Source organism: Thiothrix litoralis (assembly GCF_017901135.1).
GTDB classification, from domain to species: Bacteria; Pseudomonadota; Gammaproteobacteria; order Thiotrichales; family Thiotrichaceae; genus Thiothrix; species Thiothrix litoralis.
On record NZ_CP072801.1, the window covers coordinates 1,904,651 to 1,921,574 of the forward strand.

A 16,924-nucleotide genomic window follows, 5' to 3' on the forward strand; every position below is an offset into this window, starting at 1 on the left:
ATGTTCCCCATAATGGTAGCACATCAAGGCTACTGCGGAATCCCCAGAATTTCGGCAATCAAGCCATCGGCTTTACGTTCCAGTGCCAAAATATCCGCCGCCACCGCTTCCAAGGAACGCAACGGTTTGTGGCGGTAGAAATACTTGTTGAAGCTGATTTCATAGCCAATTTTCACCGACTCCATGCTCAGCCAAGCCTCGGCGACGTGCGGTTTGACTTCATCGAGGAAGTATTGGTAAATGCTGTCTTTGAGCGGAATCGACTCGCTATCGCGCAAATCCGCGCTGGTTTCATAGGTGAGGTATTCGCCCTTTTTGCCTGTCGGGTAGTAGCCAAAATCCGGTAAATCATCCACCACGCAATCATAGCGTTCCAGCAACGCATCCATGTCTTTGCCCGCGAGCTTCACCACCTTTTTGATAACCTTAGCGGCGCTTTCGTCATACCAACTCACCGCATTCAGAAGGGCGTTCTTTTCGGAAGCAGACAGCTTGATGGCGCGGGTTTTCAACGCAGCATCCACCTGCTCTTTGAACAGGTTAAAGTCGTCAAATTCCGCATCACCCAACTCAGCCATGAGTAACTGCGCCTTCTCGAATACCTGTTTCAAGCCCAACCAGGCTTGCACATCCAGCAGCTTGGCTTTTGCCTTAGCGTTGAGGCTAATCGCATTGTCGTCGCACCAACCAAGAATGGCTTTTTCCTGCGCCTTCAACACGCCAGCCTCATACACCTTGTCGCCATGCGTGCTGTACAGGTATTCCATCACCTCCGCCAAGGCTTTATCAAAGCGCAACGGCGCGAGCGCCTCCGCCGAGAAGCGGGCTTTACGCCGATCCGGGCGTTCAATCGTGACTTTGTAATAACCAAAATCATCCTTGCGAAACACCTTGCTGGCAATGCCGATGGGGTCGCCATTGGCATCCAGCTCGCGCTCAATGGCGGCACAATCCAGATAGGTCTGGGTAATTTGCTGAATATGTTCCGGGGCAAACTCGCAGTTTTTATTGCCAAGATTTTTACGCAGCTTACGGTACAACAAGCTGGCATCAATCAATTGCACCTTGCCTTTGCGCCCCTCTGGTTTATTGTTATTCAGCAGCCACACGTAAGTCGTAATGCCGGTGTTGTAGAACAGATTATTCGGCAACTGCACAATCGCATCCAGCCAATCGTTTTCGATAATGTAACGGCGGATATTGCTTTCCCCGCCCCCCGCATCACCCGTAAACAGGCTGGAACCGTTATGCACCGAAGCAATGTGGCTGCCCCCTGCTTTCATTTTGCTGACCATTTCCATCAAAAACAGCAATTGTCCGTCACTGGAACGCGGCGTGGCATCCACCACTTCAAGCTTGCCCCAATAATCTTCCAGCGTCACTTTGAAGCGTGGGTCGATAACATCCGCGCCGTCTTTAATGTTCTTTTGCTCCGAAGCCCAGCTCTTGCCATAGGGTGGGTTGGAAAGCATAAAGTCAAAACGGTCAGCGGCGAATTCATCGGTGGAAAGCGTCGAGCCGACTTTGATGTTTTCCGGGTTATTGCCCTTGATCATCATGTCGGATTTGCAAATGGCGTAGGTTTCGTCGTTGATTTCCTTGCCATACAAATGCACATCACGCCGGGTCGTCGTGCTGGGGTACTTGTCTTCGATGAAGTTCTGCGCTTCGGTGAGCATCCCACCGCTACCACACGCCGGGTCATACACGGTCAAGGTCAGCGGCAAGTCGGTTTTGATTGGGTCAAACACCAAGTGGGTCATCAGCTCAATCACTTCACGCGGGGTAAAGTGTTCACCTGCCTCTTCATTATTTTCTTCGTTGAATTTGCGGATCAGCTCTTCAAACACATAACCCATACCGAGGTTGGTCAGTGCGGGGAGTTTATTCCCATCGGGGTCTTCGGCAATGTCCGGGGTGAGGTTGATGTACAGGGAAATGAATTTTTCCACCACATCCAGCAACACTTGCTTGGAAGCCATGTGGCGGATTTGTGCTTGCAGGTTGAAACGCTGAATGATTTCCTTGACGTTTTCACTGAAGCCCAACAGGTATTCTTCAAAGTTTGCCAGCAAAATTTGTTGGTTATTAGTAGCAGTGCTGAACAGGCTTTTCATCGTCCATTTCGAGGTATTGTAGAACACGTAACCGGAGGCGGCTTTTAATGGCTCGTCATCCAGTTCGGTTGCGTGCATTTCCTCTTGCTGGAATTTAACCTCTTCCAATACCGCTGGCTTACTGGTTTCCAGCAGCGTGTCGATACGGCGCAGCACCACCATCGGCAAAATCACATCGCGGTACTTGCCGCGCACATACACATCGCGTAAACAGTCGTCGGCGATAGCCCAAATGAATGAAATGAGTTTGTTGTGTACGCTGTGATCCATAACCTTCCCTAAATGTTGCGTAAGGCGCTCACCCTAGCAGTTTGTCTGCAACAGGCAAAGCAATCAGTGAGCTCCTGATCACTTTTGACCAGTCAGAACCTTTCGCGGACGGTATTGAAACACTGCCGTTCTGGGAGATATTTGCCTGAAACGACACCATCTCAGTATGGATACTTAGCACGAGCCTATTTCAGATTGAAAGCGCATGTTACATAATACGACCTGTATACGCACAAAAAACACTTTCACTTTAAAAACAGTCAGTTGAAAAACTTCCAGGAGACCCCGACCAATGCCTGACAAAAAACCGAACCTGAGTGGGCAAGAAGCACTGGAACGCCTGCGTGCCGGTAACGAACGTTTCGCCAATAACATTCTCAGCCATGGCACACAAATGAGTCAGGCTGAACGTATCGCCCTGACGGAGGGGCAAAACCCATTTGCCATCATTTTGGGGTGTTCAGACTCGCGGGTTCCAGCAGAATTGGTGTTTGACCAAGGCTTTGGCTCGTTGTTTGTCATCCGCGTCGCGGGCAATATTGTTGCGCCCTCGCAAGTAGGCAGCGTGGAATTTGCCGCCACCCAATACAATACTCGCTTGGTAGTGCTATTGGGGCACACCCAGTGTGGCGCTGTTGCTGCCACTCTGGACGAATTACGCAACAACTCGCGCAGCCCTTCCCGCAACCAACGCTCCATCGTGGAACGCATCGCCCCCGCTGTTGCCACTCTGATGGAAACCCCGTTACGCGACGACCCGGTAGCGCTGATGAAACACGCTGTCCGTGCCAATATCCGTGCTGCCACTAGCCACTTGCGGCATGGCTCAAAGATTCTGGAACACCTGATCGCCAATGAAAATTTACTGGTCGTCAGCGCCGAATATTCACTGGAAACTGGGCTAGTAGAGTTCTTTGATATCCCCGTGGATTGATCGCGCTTAAAGCTGGCTACTCACCCAGCGCATAATATCCGCCGCCCCCATCGCACCGGACTGGCGGGCAATTTCCTGCCCGCCCCGGAACAACACCATCGTCGGGATGCTGCGAATATTGTAATGCGCCCCCACCATCTGATGATCTTCGGTATTCAGCTTGGCAAAACGCACTTGCGGCTCCATTTGCGCCGCTGCTTGCGCAAACGCCGGAGCCATCTGACGGCATGGCCCGCACCACGGCGCCCAGAAATCCACCAGTACCGGAATATCATTGCGGCTAACGTTTTTGGTGAAGTTTTCCCCCGTTAGCTCGGTAGGATGCCCGCTAAACAGTGGGCTGTGGCACTTGCCGCATTTGGCTTCGCTGGCACGGTCGGCAGGCACACGGTTGGTGACACCACAGGCCGGGCACACCAGATTGATTAAATCACTCATGAGTTTCCCCTTGTAAAACAGTTATAGAACCCGGTGAATATAAGGGCATATCAGCGACTTTCCACACCATGTTCACGCGTGGAATGGAATTTAATATCTGGCCATTTTTCCTGCGCCATTTGTAGATTAATACGCGTCGGGGCAATATAAACCAACTCGCCCGAATGGTCGTAAGCTAAATTTTGCGCTGCTTTGGTTTTAAATTCCTCAAACTTCTTTTCATTGGTAGAGGTCACCCAACGTGCTGTTTGTACGTTCACGCCTTCAAACAGCGCATCGACCTTGTATTCATCCTTGAGGCGTTGCGCCACCACGTCGAACTGGAGTACACCGACCGCACCAAGGATCAGGTCATTGTTATTGATCGGTTTGAAAAGCTGGGTTGCGCCCTCTTCGCACAACTGCTCCAAACCTTTCTGGAGCTGTTTCATTTTCAGCGGGTCACGCAATTGCGCACGGCGGAACAGTTCCGGGGCGAAGTTGGGGATGCCGGTAAATTGCAGGTTTTCACCCATCGTGAAGGTATCGCCAATGCGGATGCTGCCGTGGTTGTGCAGGCCAATGATGTCGCCGGGGTAAGCGTCTTCCACATGCTCGCGGTCGGATGCCATGAAGGTGAGCGCGTCGGGGATTTTCACATCCTTGCCGATGCGCACATGCTTAACCTTCATGCCCTTTTCAAATTTGCCGGAACAGATGCGCATGAAGGCCATACGGTCACGGTGTTGCGGGTCCATGTTCGCCTGAATCTTGAAGACGAAGCCGGTGAAGGGTTCTTCCGCTGCTTCCACTTTACGGGTGGTGGTCGGGCGGGCTTGCGGTGCGGGCGCATTTTCCACGAAACCGTCCAGCAATTCACGGATGCCGAAGCTGTTTAAGGCTGTGCCGAAATACACTGGGGTGAGCTTGCCGTCGAGGTAGGCTTGTAGCTCGAATGTGTGGCTTGCGCCTTTCACCAGCTCAATTTCTTCGCGTAATTCGTCTGCTTGTGAACCAAGCAACTTGTCGAGTTCGGGGTTGTCCAGCCCTTGAATTTCGTCGTAATCCTGACGGCGCTCGGTGCTGGGCTTGTAGAGGATTACCTTGTCTTCGTAAAGGTGATAAATCCCTTTGAGGCGTTTGCCCATGCCGATAGGCCAGGTGATCGGGGCGCATTGGATATTGAGGACGGTTTCAACTTCATCCAGCAATTCAATCGGCTCTTTGCCTTCGCGGTCGAGCTTGTTGATGAAGGTCATGATCGGCGTATCGCGCAGGCGGCACACTTCCATCAGCTTGATGGTGCGTTCTTCGACGCCTTTCGCTACGTCGATAACCATCAGCGCGGAGTCAACGGCGGTGAGTACGCGGTAGGTGTCTTCCGAGAAATCCTCATGCCCCGGCGTGTCGAGCAGGTTGACGATGCGCCCGTTGTAGGGGAACTGCATGACTGATGAGGTAACGGAAATACCACGTTCCTTTTCCATCGTCATCCAGTCGGAGGTGGCGTGGCGACCGGCTTTGCGCCCCTTGATCGTGCCTGCAAGCTGGATTGCGCCCCCGAATAGCAACACCTTTTCGGTCATGGTGGTCTTACCCGCATCCGGGTGGGAAATAATGGCGAAAGTGCGGCGGCGGGCGGTTTCGGTTAGGCGGTCGGTCATGGTGTCCACGGGGTTGGGCTGTTGGAAAGGGGGGGATTATAGCGGAAATGTGTGGACGGGGTAACAGGATGTACCAGTTACCATGTATCCGACAAAAGGCACTAGCCAGCTAGCCAGCTAGCCAGCTATAGTTAATCCACTTGAATTATTAATTTCCAAGCAAATCCAAAAATTCACAACCAACACATATTTAACCATAAAGTTTAAGGAGGAGTATAGAGATGACAAACATTCCAGAAATACCTCATGGTCACGGACTCTCTTTCAAAAAAGGTATTTCCGATGGCATCCTTGAAGAGAATACATTTGAAAGTAGCTTACCAAGTGGAGGGCATTTATTTTCCTACAAAAAAGGATATGAATTAGGAAAGTTATTAAAAAATGAAGTTGCCAGAAAAGTAAAGCCAAATCATATTGAGCAATAAAATCAATACAATAAATTATTAAAGTTTCTAAGCATTTATTTACTTGATAAAAACATGCGTGACTCTAATGCCACATTCGCAATAAAATAATTTTTATCTCTAAAAAACAATAGGCACAAATCATGAAAGAAGAGTTAATAACAAATAATAACCTGGAAATACAGAATAGCAATAATCGCACATATTTTTCACAAAGATTAGATTCCGCTTTTTTATTACAAAGAAAACTATTTACTCATGGAAAAATAACAATCCCTATTATTACTATAATTCTTGCATTCTTTGTAGCACCACAATTTCTTATTCAACAATACCATTGGATTCCTTTAGCAATTGGGGTGATTGCATTATCTTCCTACTGGTTTGTTTTGATTAAAAATCAAGATGGATTAGAAAAAAAAGAAAATGAGCTGGCACTCCAATATCAAGAAACACATAGCAAACAAGACATTACCTCCATGCAGATGATATGGTTTAAATTCGGACCAATAATTGCTTACTTAACCTGCATAGCCGCATCGGTTATATTTATATTTGTGGTTCTAGCCATATTTGCTTATCTTATTATTAAATACGGTGAAAACTGAAACTCCGCAAAACTTTGGTCGATTCCACATTCATTTCGCTATCTGAGTGGTCTCCGGGAAATCTGACACATAGGGAGCACATTACCATCTATTTATTATAAGATGTCATATCCCATAAAACAAGCGGTGATGCAATTGACCTAAGGCAAGCTACCGCAACATAACATCCAACACCCCGATAATTTTTGCGGGGTCATTGATGTAATAATCCTCACGGTCAATATAAATCACAGTCTCATTCAGTCGTAAAAACTTCCACGCATGACCTGTCGTCACCACACCATAAATATGCGGCAACTCTTTCCCATCCCGTTGGTTATAACGTTGTGCCGCAATCATTTCCGCCACGCACTGCCCATATCCCGCCGCAATACGTTCATTTTTAGCTTCAACAACGGCAATCTCCAGCTCTGGGAAATCTTCGAGGATTTCCGATGTAGTCATACCCGCCGCAAGCCAACCCAACACATCATAAACCGCAATCCGCAGACCACGTATACAGGGCTTTCCGCTACGCTTGCCTGCTTCCATCGTGATTCTGCTGGTCGATTCTTTTTCAGGCATTATATTCATCAGCTTGTCTATCCTGTGCGTAAAACGTGAACCTGTTGTGATTATAACGCCAATCTTCTCATTACTCCCACGGATTCACTAACAGCAATCCCGGTAGAAAATCAAAATCCGTCACATTGCGCGTCGCCAGCACCGCATCATTCGCCTGTGCAACCGCTGCAATCAGCATGTCCTCCACACTCATCGGACGCCCCACCTGCTTTGAATACATCGCAATCGCCACATAAAACGGCGAAACATCGCAGGTATAATCCAGACAACGCCCCTCAAACATCGCGAACACTTCGATAGCCGCATCCGCCAATAGCTGCTTGCGCTTGCCATCTACCAGCAAGGCGATACCCCATTCAATTTCACCTTTGCTGATGGCGGAAAAATACAAATCCGTATCCAGTTGCTGATCAGCCCATGCCAAGACATTGACTTCGGGTTTTGCCTTCATTAACTCGGAAATGACATTGGTATCCAGCAAAATCATGCGGCTTCCCCGGAAAAATCAGGTGCAGAACGCGGCAAAGAGCGTTTTGGCAAAGGTAAATCGACCCCATTGCTCAACGCCATAACCCGCTGGTGCACACGAGTCCCAAAGCCTTTTTGTGGCGTTTGTGGCGCAAGAATCTGTTGCAGGATGCGCCGTACCTCCTCTTCCATCGACAAGCCATGTTGCGCGGCACGGATGCGTAATTGTGTTTTAAGATCATCATCCAGATTGCGGATCGTTAGCATTGCCATCGTCAATACCTCATGTAGCGAGCTTACTAAGCATTGTAGGCAACGCATTCATTGAATACCAACTTGCCGATAGCCACCCCGAAAATTCACGGGGCTATTTGCTTTTCCCCCAGCAAAACAGCACTCTGCCAACAGTACCATTCGAGAGTAACAAAACCATGCTGAATATGGATTTCACCCAACCCATCGTGATCGAAACCGTCAACATACCGTGGATCAACAGCCCCGCAGACGGTGTAGGCCGCAAGCCACTAGAACGCGAAAACCCGGAATCCGGCCACACCACCAGCATCGTGCGCTTCGCCGCAGGCAGCCATTTCCCACGCCATGAACACCCACTAGGTGAAGAAATTCTGGTGCTGGATGGCGTGTTTTCTGATGAAAACGGCGATTATGGCAAAGGAGCGTATTTACGCAACCCTCCGCGCAGCGCCCACAGCCCCTTCAGCAAAACCGGCTGTACCCTGCTGGTCAAGCTAGAGCAGTTTGATCCCCGTGACCAGCAAAGCGTGCGCATCGACACAGCCCAAACACCGTGGCAGCCGGGTATCGGTGGTTTACAAGTCATGTCCCTGCATCAGTTTGAGCACGAACATGTCGCGCTAGTACGCTGGCCTGCGGGTGAACGTTTCCAACCACATCGGCACTTTGGCGGGGAAGAAATTTTTGTGCTCTCAGGCACATTCAAAGACGAACACGGCAGCTACCCGCCGGGCACTTGGTTACGCAGCCCACACCTCAGCAGCCACTATCCCTACGTCGATGAAGAAACCATCATTTGGGTAAAAACCGGGCACTTACCAGTCACGACTTAACACCCAAACCGACTAACAAGGCTAATCCCCCGACAAGCCGTCTGCACAACACCCCCTTTTCGTGGACATCTGCGGTAGGCTGTACACACAGGATTTCCCAACCCACGACAAGGAGTCGTATCATGATGAACATCAATGGAATTGGTTCCAGCGCAGCCTCACAAACTGGCCTCAGCCCTACTTCAGCCCCTTCTGCTGATAGCGTCCAACAATTCAACCACGCCATGAGCGGACAGGGCAGCAGCAAGTGCTGCGGCTCTCAAGGCGCATCCGGTCAAGCAGGCCAGTCTGGTGCTGCTGGCGGCGAGCAAGGCGACACTATGTCGCAAATGATGGAAATGATCATGCAATTGCTGCAAACCATGATGGAAAAAATGCAGGGCGCGGATTCATCTTCTGCTGGCGGCCAAGATTCAGGCCAACAACAATCCGGGCAGCAACAAGCTAGCAATCAATCCACTACTTGCGGCGCTTAATAAATAAAAGCTACCCCATCTCCCTCTCTTGACTCCCTCCCCTGATAAGGGGAGGGTTGGGGAGGGGTTTCTTCGCCTCCCCCTTCCGAAAATACTCCGCCGGGAAATCATCCACCCGAATCGCATTCGCCACCGCTTTCCGCGCTGCCAACAGCCGTTCCACACTGAATTTATCCAGCAAACCTTTATCCTTCGCCTCAACAATCGCCGCATCGGTCGTATGCGCTTCCAGCTTGCCCGTCTTCATCAACTTACGTAACTGTTTCTCGAGTTCGGCGGCGGCCAGTGTTTTGTGCAAGGCATCTTCAATCCGCCCCATGCGGTCAGCCGGATCGTTGGTAATGTAAATCCCATCAGTCAACCGATCACGGGTAGCCGAAGGCTCCAACGCCAAACGCGCCACCTGATGAATCAACTGATCATTCGGCGGGCTAAACGGCTTGCCATACGGGAACATCACGGCACGCAAAATCTTCGCCAGCCACGGGTGTGGCAAATTATGGAACGCCGCCAGCATCGCCTGCTGCGCCCGATGAATGGTCAACTTGCACGCGTAAGCCATCAACGGCACATCCGCTTCCGGCTCACCCTGCTCCTCGAAATGCTTGAGCACCGCCGAACACAGGTAAAGGTTCGCCAGAATATCCGCCATACGCCCGGACAAACGTTCGCGCCGTTTCAACGTGCCGCCCAACGACAAGGCCGCGTAATCCGCCAACAAGGCAAACTGGCTGCTCAAGCGGCTCAAATGACGGTAATACTCGCGGGTCATGGGCGAACCGTGCGCCACCAGTTTGGCATTGCTCAGGCCATACCAAACACTACGCCCCAGATTGCTGAAAATGTGTTTCACATGCCCCATAAAGGCAGTATCGAACGCCTCCACATCATCGGCTTGTACCGCCTTGATTTCTTTCAGCAGCCACGGGTGGCAACGCATCGCGCCCTGCCCGAATACGATCAGCGAACGGGTGAGGATGTTCGCACCTTCCACCGTAATCCCGATCGGGATCGACTGGTAAGCACGCGCCAAATAGTTAGATGGCCCCATGCAAATGCCCGCCCCACCGGAAATATCCATCGCATCATTAACCAGCCGCCGCATCCGCTCGGTCAACTGGTACTTCAGCAAAGCGGTAATCACTGCCGGTCGCTGCCCTTGGTCGATAGCGGTAGCGGTGAGAATACGCCCAGCATCCATCAAGTAAGTGTTGCCGAGAATACGCGCCAGCGGCTCTTCCACCCCCTCAAAATAACCGATCGGCATCCCAAACTGCTGGCGCACCCGCGCATACGCGCCGGTATAACGTGAGGCGACTTTCGCAGCGCCGGTCGAGAGCGCAGGCAGGGAAATGCCACGCCCTTCGCCCAAACATTCCACCAACATCCGCCAACCTTTGCCCGCTTGCGCTTGCCCACCGATCAACCAATCCATCGGAATAAACACATCATGCCCGTAATTAGGGCCATTCTGGAACGGAATATCCAGCGCGAAATGGCGCGTACCAATTTCCACGCCCGGATGGTTGGTGGGAATCAGCGCCACGCTAATGCCAAGCTCTTCCTTGTCACCCAATAGATGATCCGGGTCGTAAAGCTGGAACGCTAACCCCAAGACTGTCGCCACCGGCCCCAGCGTGATGTAGCGTTTTTCCCAGTTCAGGCGCATCCCCAGCACGGCTTTTTCGCCATTGAAATCCTGACGGCACACCACCCCGCTATCGGGAATGGAACTGGCATCGCTGCCCGCTTCCGGGCCAGTCAGGCCAAAGCAGGGGATGTCGCGCCCATCCGCCAGCCGGGGCAGGTAGTAATTTTTTTGCGCTTGCGTGCCGTATTTCATCAGCAATTCGCCCGGCCCCAAGGAGTTGGGAACCATTACCGTGACCGCTGCCGTGGCACTACGGCTGGACACCTTCATCACCACCTGCGAATGTGCCAGCGCGGAAAAGCCCAACCCCCCATATTCCTTGGGGATGATCATGCCGAAAAAGCGGTTTTGTTTGAGGAATGCCCAAATATCAGGCGGCAGGTCGTAGAGTTCGTGGGTAATTTGCCAATCGTCGAGACGTTGGCACAGCACTTCCACGGGGCCATCAAGGAAAGCTTGTTCCTCAACGCTCAGTTTGCTGATGGACAAATCGTGTAAGCGGCACCAATCAGGCTTGCCTGAAAAAAGTTCGGAATCCCACCAGACGTTGCCACTGTCCAACGCGTCCTGTTCGGTCTGCGAAATCGGCGGTAATTGTTGCTTCATCAGGCGCATGACGGGGCGGCTGATGTACTGGTGGCGGTATTTTGTTAACCAACTCATGGGGATGCTCCTCCTCTTGATGCCACGGCAAGGTGCGGTAAGCAGGCTCACGCCCTGCATTCCAAGCCGGGTATTTAATAATCTCGAAGTAAGGCGAGTAGTCAAAATCACTGGGGGTGAACAGGCGGAAATCACGCTCGTAAAAACGCAGTTGATCCTGCTGTTCATTTTGCACAATCGGTAGAATGGGGTAATGCACTTGCTGGAAACAGCGGGCAATCATGCTGGAACACACAATGTGGGTCGGTTGCCCGGCATTATGCTGAAACAGGCTTGAGCGCCAGCGGCGCGGTAAAATCGCGTAGGGGAACATGAAACGTGCCAGATCCAGCAATTGCCTGACATCGTAACCCATGCCGAGGTGTTCGATGCCGAAATTCACGACTTTATCGGTATCTTGCCAAGTCAGGGTAGCGGGGCGACAAATGCGCAGATGTTCTTTGCGGTAGTTGCGTAACGGGGTGACGATAGTACCCTTTCCCAGCAAGGATTCGATCACTAACGGCTCGCTTAAGTCACCGTCGTAATAAGCTGCCAGTCGGGAACGTGCTTTCGGGTCACGGATGTCATTGATGCGCCCAATGTAAAGTGCCGCGTGTGTCCACGGTGACAACACCACGGTTTGGATAACTTTGCTAACGCGCGATTGACCCGCGAATAGAATCACATCAGCGGGACGAATTTCACGTTCGAGGAACTCAAAATTGCACAAGGCACTGAAATCGTCTTCACGCGGGGTGGCGTTCAGCCAGTTGATGCCTTGCTGCCATAACCAGTCAGCACAACCAGACGTGTTCTTGCGGATTTGGGCGAACATATCTCACTCCTACGGATCTCCGCAGGCACAGGCTAGTAAAGTCGCGCCTGCTGGAATACCTGATTATTTATGTATACTACTATTCCATGATTCTAGATCATATAGACCACTAAATTACTGATTTAATTCCGTTACAGACCAACGGCTTCTTACGCCCGAAAAAAAGGGGTGTATGCAAATACACCCCTTCTCTTTTACATCAAACGGTCAATTTTATTTGAGCTTGGAAGCCCAGTTATTGGCGATGGTTTTAGCCGCCTCACGACCCCCCAAACCAAAGGCCAAGGCAACCGCAATCGCCACAGCACCCAGCGTAAAGCCGAAAGCCATGTTGACGATATTATCCGCCAGACCCATTGCCCGCAGACCCATGGCCAATACCAAACCCAAAATAGCGAAACGAGCGATGCTGGCAATACCTGCGCTGCCGTATTGGCTCAGCTTGTTATACGCCAGCGTGCTGAGGAAATAACCCACCAGCAAGATAACGCCACCGACCAGAATACCGCCACCAAACTCCAGTACTTTCGCAAAGATATTGGAAATGATGTCAATACCCAAGGTATTCACCGCCGCCGTTGCCGCCGTCAACATTGCAAAGAACATAATGACATTGCCGATCAATTTGGTTGGGGTGAAATTGTCACTAAACACACCCGTCAAACCCAATTTTTGCGGCATACCATCCACATTGATACCATCCAACACACTGCTCAGCATGGAAATCACAAACTTGGCGACAAAATATGTCACTGCCAGAATAATAGCGGCACCAATAATGTTTGGAATCGCCGCCAACAGCTTGTTCAGCATGTCAGAAGCAGGCTCAGTGATGGAAGGGATATTCAACACACCCAAAGCGCTGACCGCAATCGGGATCAAGATAGCGGCAAACATGAAAGAGCTACCAATTTTGGAAAGCTTCATGCCCTGCGTGCTTTGATGACCCATTTTCAGTGCCAATTGACGATCTACGCGCCCCAACGCTACGCCGGTCAATTCAGAGACGATTTTAGCAATCACCCAGCCAGCATAAGCAATAACGCCTGCCCCAATAATATTCGGGATAGCCGCGAGGAATTTGTTCAGCATGGTTTTCAGCGGCGCCAAGACATCGGTTAAACCGAAGTGCTGCAAAACAGCCATCAGCACAAAGATGGTTAGCACCGCTTTGATCAGGGATGCGATGGGTTTTGCCAAATTAGTACGTGCCAAAAAGCCTACTTTACCCAGCAAACGCTTGATGAAACCCGCCACAAAACTGACTACGATCAAACCGATGACCAAAATAGCTAGGCCAATCAAGGCATGACCCAAGTTGCCGGAGGCAAGCCCGCCCAACATACCGTTTAAAGAAGATGAAAGACCATCCATAGTGTTACTCCTGTCAATAAAAGTGGTGAAATGAATTTACTCATCAGTCGTGCGCGAGATACCCCTGCCTTTAGGCATGGGGAGGGATAGCGCGTCGGCGACAGCCGACCCTCTTCTCGCTCCTCCGTTTGGTTTGCTATCTTCGGTTGTTGACTCTTCACGAAATATACGATATTTTGTGAATAATGAAAACTAAACGCGCCTACCAATTCCGATTCTACCCAGACCCACAACAAGAAACGTTGCTGGCTCAGACGTTCGGTTGTGTGCGCTACGTTTACAACAGCATCTTGCGTTACCGCACGGATGCCTACTATCAGGCTCAGGAAAAAGTTGGGTACACGAAAGCGAGTTCCCAACTGACTGCCATCAAAAAACTGCCTGAAGCTACTTTCCTGAACGACGTTTCCAGTGTTCCGCTGCAACAATGCTTGAGGAATCAGCAAACGGCGTTCAAAAACTTCTTTGAAGGTCGGGCAAAATACCCTGTCTTCAAATCTAAAAAGCACCGCCAATCGGCTGAATTCACGTACCGCGCGTTCAGCTACCGTGACGGTGAATTGAAACTGGCGAAGTGCGATAAACCGCTGAATATCAAGTGGAGTCAGGCACTTCCGGCTGACCCCACCACGGTTACTGTTTCCAAAGATCAGGCCGGACGCTATTTTGTGTCTTGCTTGTGTGAATTTGAACCCACGCTGTTGCCCGTCACCGATAAAAAGGCAGGCATTGACGTGGGCATCAAGGATTTGTTCGTTACCTCTGACGGTTTTAAATCCGGTAATCCCCGCCACACCGCACAACACGCGGCTAAACTCGCGAAGTACCAACGCCGTCTTGCCAAGAAGACACTCGGCAGCAAGAACCGGTTGAAAGCTAAACGCAAGGTCGCCCGTGTTCACGCGAAAATTTCCGATGACCGTTCGGACAACTTGCACAAGTTGTCCCGCAAACTGATTAACGAGAACCAAGTGGTTTGTGCTGAAAACCTCGCCGTGAAGAACATGATTAAGAACCCAACGTTAGCCAAGCACATTGCGGATGCAAGTTGGGGTGAGTTCACTCGCCAGCTTGCGTACAAAGCTGGCTGGTACGGGAGGACATACGTTGAGATAGGGAGATTCTTCCCGTCCACTAAACGCTGTTCCTGCTGTGGGTTCGTGAAAGAAAACATGCCGCTGGACGTGCGATCGTGGGAGTGCCCCGAATGCGGCACAACCCACGACCGTGACGTGAATGCAGCACGTAACATTTTAGCCGCCGGGCTGGCGGTGTTAGCCTTTGGAGAGAATGTTAGTGGCGATGGCATTTCGGTGTCGTCGTCCTGTTCTCGGTGAATTAGGAATCCCCCGGCTTTAGCCGTGGGGAGTAGTCAATCAAGGGTTGTGTTACTTGAGAATCAGCGCATCAATACGCCGATTGCGCTGACGCGCAGAATCCGTGTTATCAATGCTGATGGGTTCTGAACTGCCCATCCCCATAATGCGCAAACGTTTGCGGTCGATACCCGCTTGCACCAATGCCACACCCACTTCGTTGGCGCGTACCAGTGACAATTCGGTGTTATCCTTGGCTGCACCGACTTCATCAGTATGCCCACGGATCAATAACTTGATACTCGGGTTAGCGTGCAACAAAGCAATGACAACCTTGAGTGGTTGACCCGATGCGACATTCGGTTTGCTTGAACCCGAGTCGAACTGGATGCCTTCAAAGACGATCGACTTGTCCGTCTGATGGTTGGCAATAGCATCCCTGAGGGCGATACCAAAATTGCTTTTGCCAATGTCGATGCTGCTACCATCCGGGAGCGTGTAAGTGGTGATCTGCGGCGCTGCTGCCAGTTTCTCTGTTTGTACCGCTGGTGCGGGCGTTGATTCTGGGGAAGAGGCCCTCTGAACAGCGGGTGCTACTGGTGGTACTACCTGAGCAGGTTCAGTGGCTGCTTTAGTGGGCAATGCTGCCGCAGGTGCTGCTACAGTGGCAGCGGCTGTAGTCGTAGCTGCCACAGTTGGTGCAACTGCCTGCCTTGGCGGTGCCGTTACGCTTGTTTTGCTGTCATCAACAGTCAGTTCCACCATGGCGGTAGGTGCTTCGGCAGCAGCAGAAAATTTTACCGGCTCCAGCCTCACGCTCTGTTGAGTGGGGGCTGGTGCTGTCGCCAGGGCTGTTTCGCTATTCCAGCCATGGTTTAAATACCAATACAGCAGCCCAAACAACAGAATAACGCCACCTGCAATCACATATTCCTGCATTGGGGTCAGGTCATCATTATCCGAGGGACTATCTAACATATTCACCTTCCATGCTGATTATTTTCTATTCGCACAAACATCATCCGTACTCATGAGTACCAATGCTCTACGCTAATTCTAGACAATATTTTCAAATAGGCAGGATTTTTTAATAGTATTTTATCGTAAATTTACATTAGCTAATCGCGGCATTATCAATTATATATATTTTTCATTTATTATATAAATCACTGAAATAAGAAATATTTTCTTGTAGGCAAAAAAATGGGCAACCAAAAGGCTGCCCTAAGCGAGGTGAAATATGACTCAAAATCAACTCAGACGATAAAAATCAAACCAACTTAGAAATTCCCGTAGCTGCCTGCTTCTGGCGCGGCGGGTGCTTGCTCATTGCCTTGGAAACGCTCCATGCGGTTGCCTTTGCGTTCACCACGTTGCTGTTCCATTTGCTGGAATTTAGCCGCTTGCTCAGGGTTCAACAGCGCCTGAATGCGTTGGTTAGTTTCCTCATGCAGCGCTTTCATTCTGGCTTGTTGATCTTGCATGATGCTATCCACTTGTGCCGCTTGCGTGTCGCTCAGACCCAAGGAGGTTTTCATGCGATCCATGCCTCTGCCGCCGCCGAAGCCTTGGTCAGCCATGACAGCCGACGCACCCAGCAGGGCAACCAGTGAAGTGATGATCAGTGCTTTTTTCATGAGTAAGTTTTCCTTATTTAATTGTTAATGTTGTAAGTTGTTTAGAGAGTGTTGCTTTCGAGGCGCTTTTTCATGGATTCCAGACGTTCTTGCTGGCGTTTTTGGCGGTCATCCTGCATTTGCTTGAAAGTTGTTGCCTGCTCAGGTGTCAGGATAGCCGCAATTTTGGTTTCGTTTTCAGCACGCAAGGCTTTCATCTGCTCTTGCATTTGTGTGCGCAAGGCGTCCATTTTAGTGCCTTGCTCCTGCTTGATGGTTTCAAGCTGAGCCTTTTGCGCGTCATCCAGTTTCAGTTTTTCGGTGAGCATTTCGCCCATTTTGTCACCACCACGACCACCAAAGCCGCCGTGACCACCTTTACCACCGCAGTCACCGCCACCATGACCAGCGAAGGCCGCTGACATACCAATAACGCCGATCAGTGCTGTTGCAATTAATGCTTTTTTCATCTTCATT

At 50.7% G+C, this 16,924-nt stretch carries 18 protein-coding genes; 6 read left to right on the top strand and 12 right to left on the bottom strand.

All coding sequences use genetic code 11. From position 1 onward, the window contains the following. Positions 1-29: 29 nt before the first annotated feature. Positions 30-2,387, bottom strand: a complete 2,358-nt coding sequence (locus tag J9253_RS09230) for a type I restriction-modification system subunit M (RefSeq protein ID WP_210224299.1) — start codon at positions 2,385-2,387, stop codon at positions 30-32. Positions 2,388-2,679: 292 nt separating this feature from the next. Between J9253_RS09230 and J9253_RS09235 the strand changes: the two genes are divergently transcribed. Beyond that, positions 2,680-3,321 carry a carbonic anhydrase gene (locus J9253_RS09235; RefSeq protein ID WP_210224300.1) on the top strand — a complete coding sequence of 214 codons (642 nt, stop codon included), beginning with the start codon at positions 2,680-2,682 and terminating at the stop codon, positions 3,319-3,321. A 6-nt stretch (positions 3,322-3,327) separates the two neighbouring features. On the opposite strand, the gene trxC is transcribed toward J9253_RS09235, so the two are convergent. Continuing rightward, entirely contained in the window at positions 3,328-3,759 is a 432-nt protein-coding gene (gene trxC / locus J9253_RS09240) for a thioredoxin TrxC (RefSeq protein WP_028489406.1), read from the bottom strand. A 50-nt stretch (positions 3,760-3,809) separates the two neighbouring features. Continuing rightward, positions 3,810-5,402, bottom strand: coding sequence for a peptide chain release factor 3 (locus tag J9253_RS09245; RefSeq protein ID WP_210224301.1), 1,593 nt, complete (start codon positions 5,400-5,402; stop codon positions 3,810-3,812). A gap of 221 nt (positions 5,403-5,623) precedes the next feature. Between J9253_RS09245 and J9253_RS09250 the strand changes: the two genes are divergently transcribed. Both J9253_RS09250 and J9253_RS09255 read left to right on the top strand, forming a co-directional pair. After that, positions 5,624-5,827: a hypothetical protein gene (locus tag J9253_RS09250; protein ID WP_210224302.1), complete on the top strand. Its 204-nt coding sequence runs from the start codon at positions 5,624-5,626 to the stop codon at positions 5,825-5,827. A 122-nt stretch (positions 5,828-5,949) separates the two neighbouring features. Continuing rightward, positions 5,950-6,414 carry a hypothetical protein gene (locus tag J9253_RS09255; protein WP_210224303.1) on the top strand — a complete coding sequence of 155 codons (465 nt, stop codon included), beginning with the start codon at positions 5,950-5,952 and terminating at the stop codon, positions 6,412-6,414. A 150-nt stretch (positions 6,415-6,564) separates the two neighbouring features. Here the strand turns inward: J9253_RS09255 and J9253_RS21430 are convergent, their stop codons facing one another. From J9253_RS21430 to J9253_RS09270, 3 genes are all read right to left on the bottom strand, one after another. After that, a complete protein-coding gene (locus J9253_RS21430) occupies positions 6,565-6,978 on the bottom strand; it encodes a DUF433 domain-containing protein (protein ID WP_228291556.1) in 414 nt (137 codons plus the stop codon). Between the two features lie 70 nt (positions 6,979-7,048). Then, positions 7,049-7,465: a type II toxin-antitoxin system VapC family toxin gene (locus J9253_RS09265; protein WP_210224304.1), complete on the bottom strand. Its 417-nt coding sequence runs from the start codon at positions 7,463-7,465 to the stop codon at positions 7,049-7,051. Beyond that, on the bottom strand, positions 7,462-7,719 hold the full coding sequence (locus J9253_RS09270; protein ID WP_210224305.1) for a FitA-like ribbon-helix-helix domain-containing protein: 258 nt from the start codon (positions 7,717-7,719) through the stop codon (positions 7,462-7,464). Before J9253_RS09270 ends, J9253_RS09265 begins: the two co-directional genes overlap by 4 nt. A 158-nt stretch (positions 7,720-7,877) precedes the next feature. Here J9253_RS09270 and J9253_RS09275 point away from each other — a divergent pair, with 158 nt between their 5' ends. Then, positions 7,878-8,534 (top strand): cupin domain-containing protein, encoded by a 657-nt coding sequence (locus tag J9253_RS09275; protein WP_210224306.1) that lies wholly within the window; start codon positions 7,878-7,880, stop codon positions 8,532-8,534. Between the two features lie 122 nt (positions 8,535-8,656). After that, positions 8,657-9,010, top strand: coding sequence for a hypothetical protein (locus J9253_RS09280; RefSeq protein WP_210224307.1), 354 nt, complete (start codon positions 8,657-8,659; stop codon positions 9,008-9,010). 10 nt (positions 9,011-9,020) lie between these two features. Here J9253_RS09280 and J9253_RS09285 read toward each other — a convergent pair whose 3' ends face one another. From J9253_RS09285 to J9253_RS09295, 3 genes are all read right to left on the bottom strand, one after another. Beyond that, the gene (locus tag J9253_RS09285; protein ID WP_228291577.1) at positions 9,021-11,276 is read right to left on the bottom strand and encodes an acyl-CoA dehydrogenase; all 2,256 of its coding nucleotides are present in this window, start codon (positions 11,274-11,276) and stop codon (positions 9,021-9,023) included. Further along, positions 11,170-12,141 (bottom strand): YiiX/YebB-like N1pC/P60 family cysteine hydrolase, encoded by a 972-nt coding sequence (locus J9253_RS09290; protein ID WP_228291557.1) that lies wholly within the window; start codon positions 12,139-12,141, stop codon positions 11,170-11,172. Before J9253_RS09290 ends, J9253_RS09285 begins: the two co-directional genes overlap by 107 nt. Before the next feature lie 213 nt (positions 12,142-12,354). Then, positions 12,355-13,515, bottom strand: a complete 1,161-nt coding sequence (locus J9253_RS09295; RefSeq protein WP_210224308.1) for a mechanosensitive ion channel — start codon at positions 13,513-13,515, stop codon at positions 12,355-12,357. 185 nt (positions 13,516-13,700) lie between these two features. Between J9253_RS09295 and J9253_RS09300 the strand changes: the two genes are divergently transcribed. Then, positions 13,701-14,852, top strand: coding sequence for an RNA-guided endonuclease InsQ/TnpB family protein (locus J9253_RS09300; protein ID WP_210221241.1), 1,152 nt, complete (start codon positions 13,701-13,703; stop codon positions 14,850-14,852). A 51-nt stretch (positions 14,853-14,903) separates the two neighbouring features. Here the strand turns inward: J9253_RS09300 and J9253_RS09305 are convergent, their stop codons facing one another. From J9253_RS09305 to J9253_RS09315, 3 genes are all read right to left on the bottom strand, one after another. Continuing rightward, positions 14,904-15,809, bottom strand: coding sequence for an OmpA family protein (locus J9253_RS09305; protein ID WP_210224309.1), 906 nt, complete (start codon positions 15,807-15,809; stop codon positions 14,904-14,906). A gap of 302 nt (positions 15,810-16,111) precedes the next feature. Next, the gene (locus J9253_RS09310; RefSeq protein WP_210224310.1) at positions 16,112-16,468 is read right to left on the bottom strand and encodes a hypothetical protein; all 357 of its coding nucleotides are present in this window, start codon (positions 16,466-16,468) and stop codon (positions 16,112-16,114) included. A 41-nt stretch (positions 16,469-16,509) separates the two neighbouring features. Next, positions 16,510-16,917, bottom strand: a complete 408-nt coding sequence (locus J9253_RS09315; protein ID WP_210224311.1) for a periplasmic heavy metal sensor — start codon at positions 16,915-16,917, stop codon at positions 16,510-16,512. Positions 16,918-16,924: the final 7 nt, after the last annotated feature.

Coding starts and splice junctions, on each gene's coding strand:
- J9253_RS09230 (WP_210224299.1), bottom strand. CDS start 2,387: ATGGATCACAGCGTACACAACAAACTCATTTCATTCATTTGGGCTATC.
- J9253_RS09235 (WP_210224300.1), top strand. CDS start 2,680: ATGCCTGACAAAAAACCGAACCTGAGTGGGCAAGAAGCACTGGAACGC.
- trxC (WP_028489406.1), bottom strand. CDS start 3,759: ATGAGTGATTTAATCAATCTGGTGTGCCCGGCCTGTGGTGTCACCAAC.
- J9253_RS09245 (WP_210224301.1), bottom strand. CDS start 5,402: ATGACCGACCGCCTAACCGAAACCGCCCGCCGCCGCACTTTCGCCATT.
- J9253_RS09250 (WP_210224302.1), top strand. CDS start 5,624: ATGACAAACATTCCAGAAATACCTCATGGTCACGGACTCTCTTTCAAA.
- J9253_RS09255 (WP_210224303.1), top strand. CDS start 5,950: ATGAAAGAAGAGTTAATAACAAATAATAACCTGGAAATACAGAATAGC.
- J9253_RS21430 (WP_228291556.1), bottom strand. CDS start 6,978: ATGCCTGAAAAAGAATCGACCAGCAGAATCACGATGGAAGCAGGCAAG.
- J9253_RS09265 (WP_210224304.1), bottom strand. CDS start 7,465: ATGATTTTGCTGGATACCAATGTCATTTCCGAGTTAATGAAGGCAAAA.
- J9253_RS09270 (WP_210224305.1), bottom strand. CDS start 7,719: ATGGCAATGCTAACGATCCGCAATCTGGATGATGATCTTAAAACACAA.
- J9253_RS09275 (WP_210224306.1), top strand. CDS start 7,878: ATGCTGAATATGGATTTCACCCAACCCATCGTGATCGAAACCGTCAAC.
- J9253_RS09280 (WP_210224307.1), top strand. CDS start 8,657: ATGATGAACATCAATGGAATTGGTTCCAGCGCAGCCTCACAAACTGGC.
- J9253_RS09285 (WP_228291577.1), bottom strand. CDS start 11,276: ATGCGCCTGATGAAGCAACAATTACCGCCGATTTCGCAGACCGAACAG.
- J9253_RS09290 (WP_228291557.1), bottom strand. CDS start 12,141: ATGTTCGCCCAAATCCGCAAGAACACGTCTGGTTGTGCTGACTGGTTA.
- J9253_RS09295 (WP_210224308.1), bottom strand. CDS start 13,515: ATGGATGGTCTTTCATCTTCTTTAAACGGTATGTTGGGCGGGCTTGCC.
- J9253_RS09300 (WP_210221241.1), top strand. CDS start 13,701: ATGAAAACTAAACGCGCCTACCAATTCCGATTCTACCCAGACCCACAA.
- J9253_RS09305 (WP_210224309.1), bottom strand. CDS start 15,809: ATGTTAGATAGTCCCTCGGATAATGATGACCTGACCCCAATGCAGGAA.
- J9253_RS09310 (WP_210224310.1), bottom strand. CDS start 16,468: ATGAAAAAAGCACTGATCATCACTTCACTGGTTGCCCTGCTGGGTGCG.
- J9253_RS09315 (WP_210224311.1), bottom strand. CDS start 16,917: ATGAAAAAAGCATTAATTGCAACAGCACTGATCGGCGTTATTGGTATG.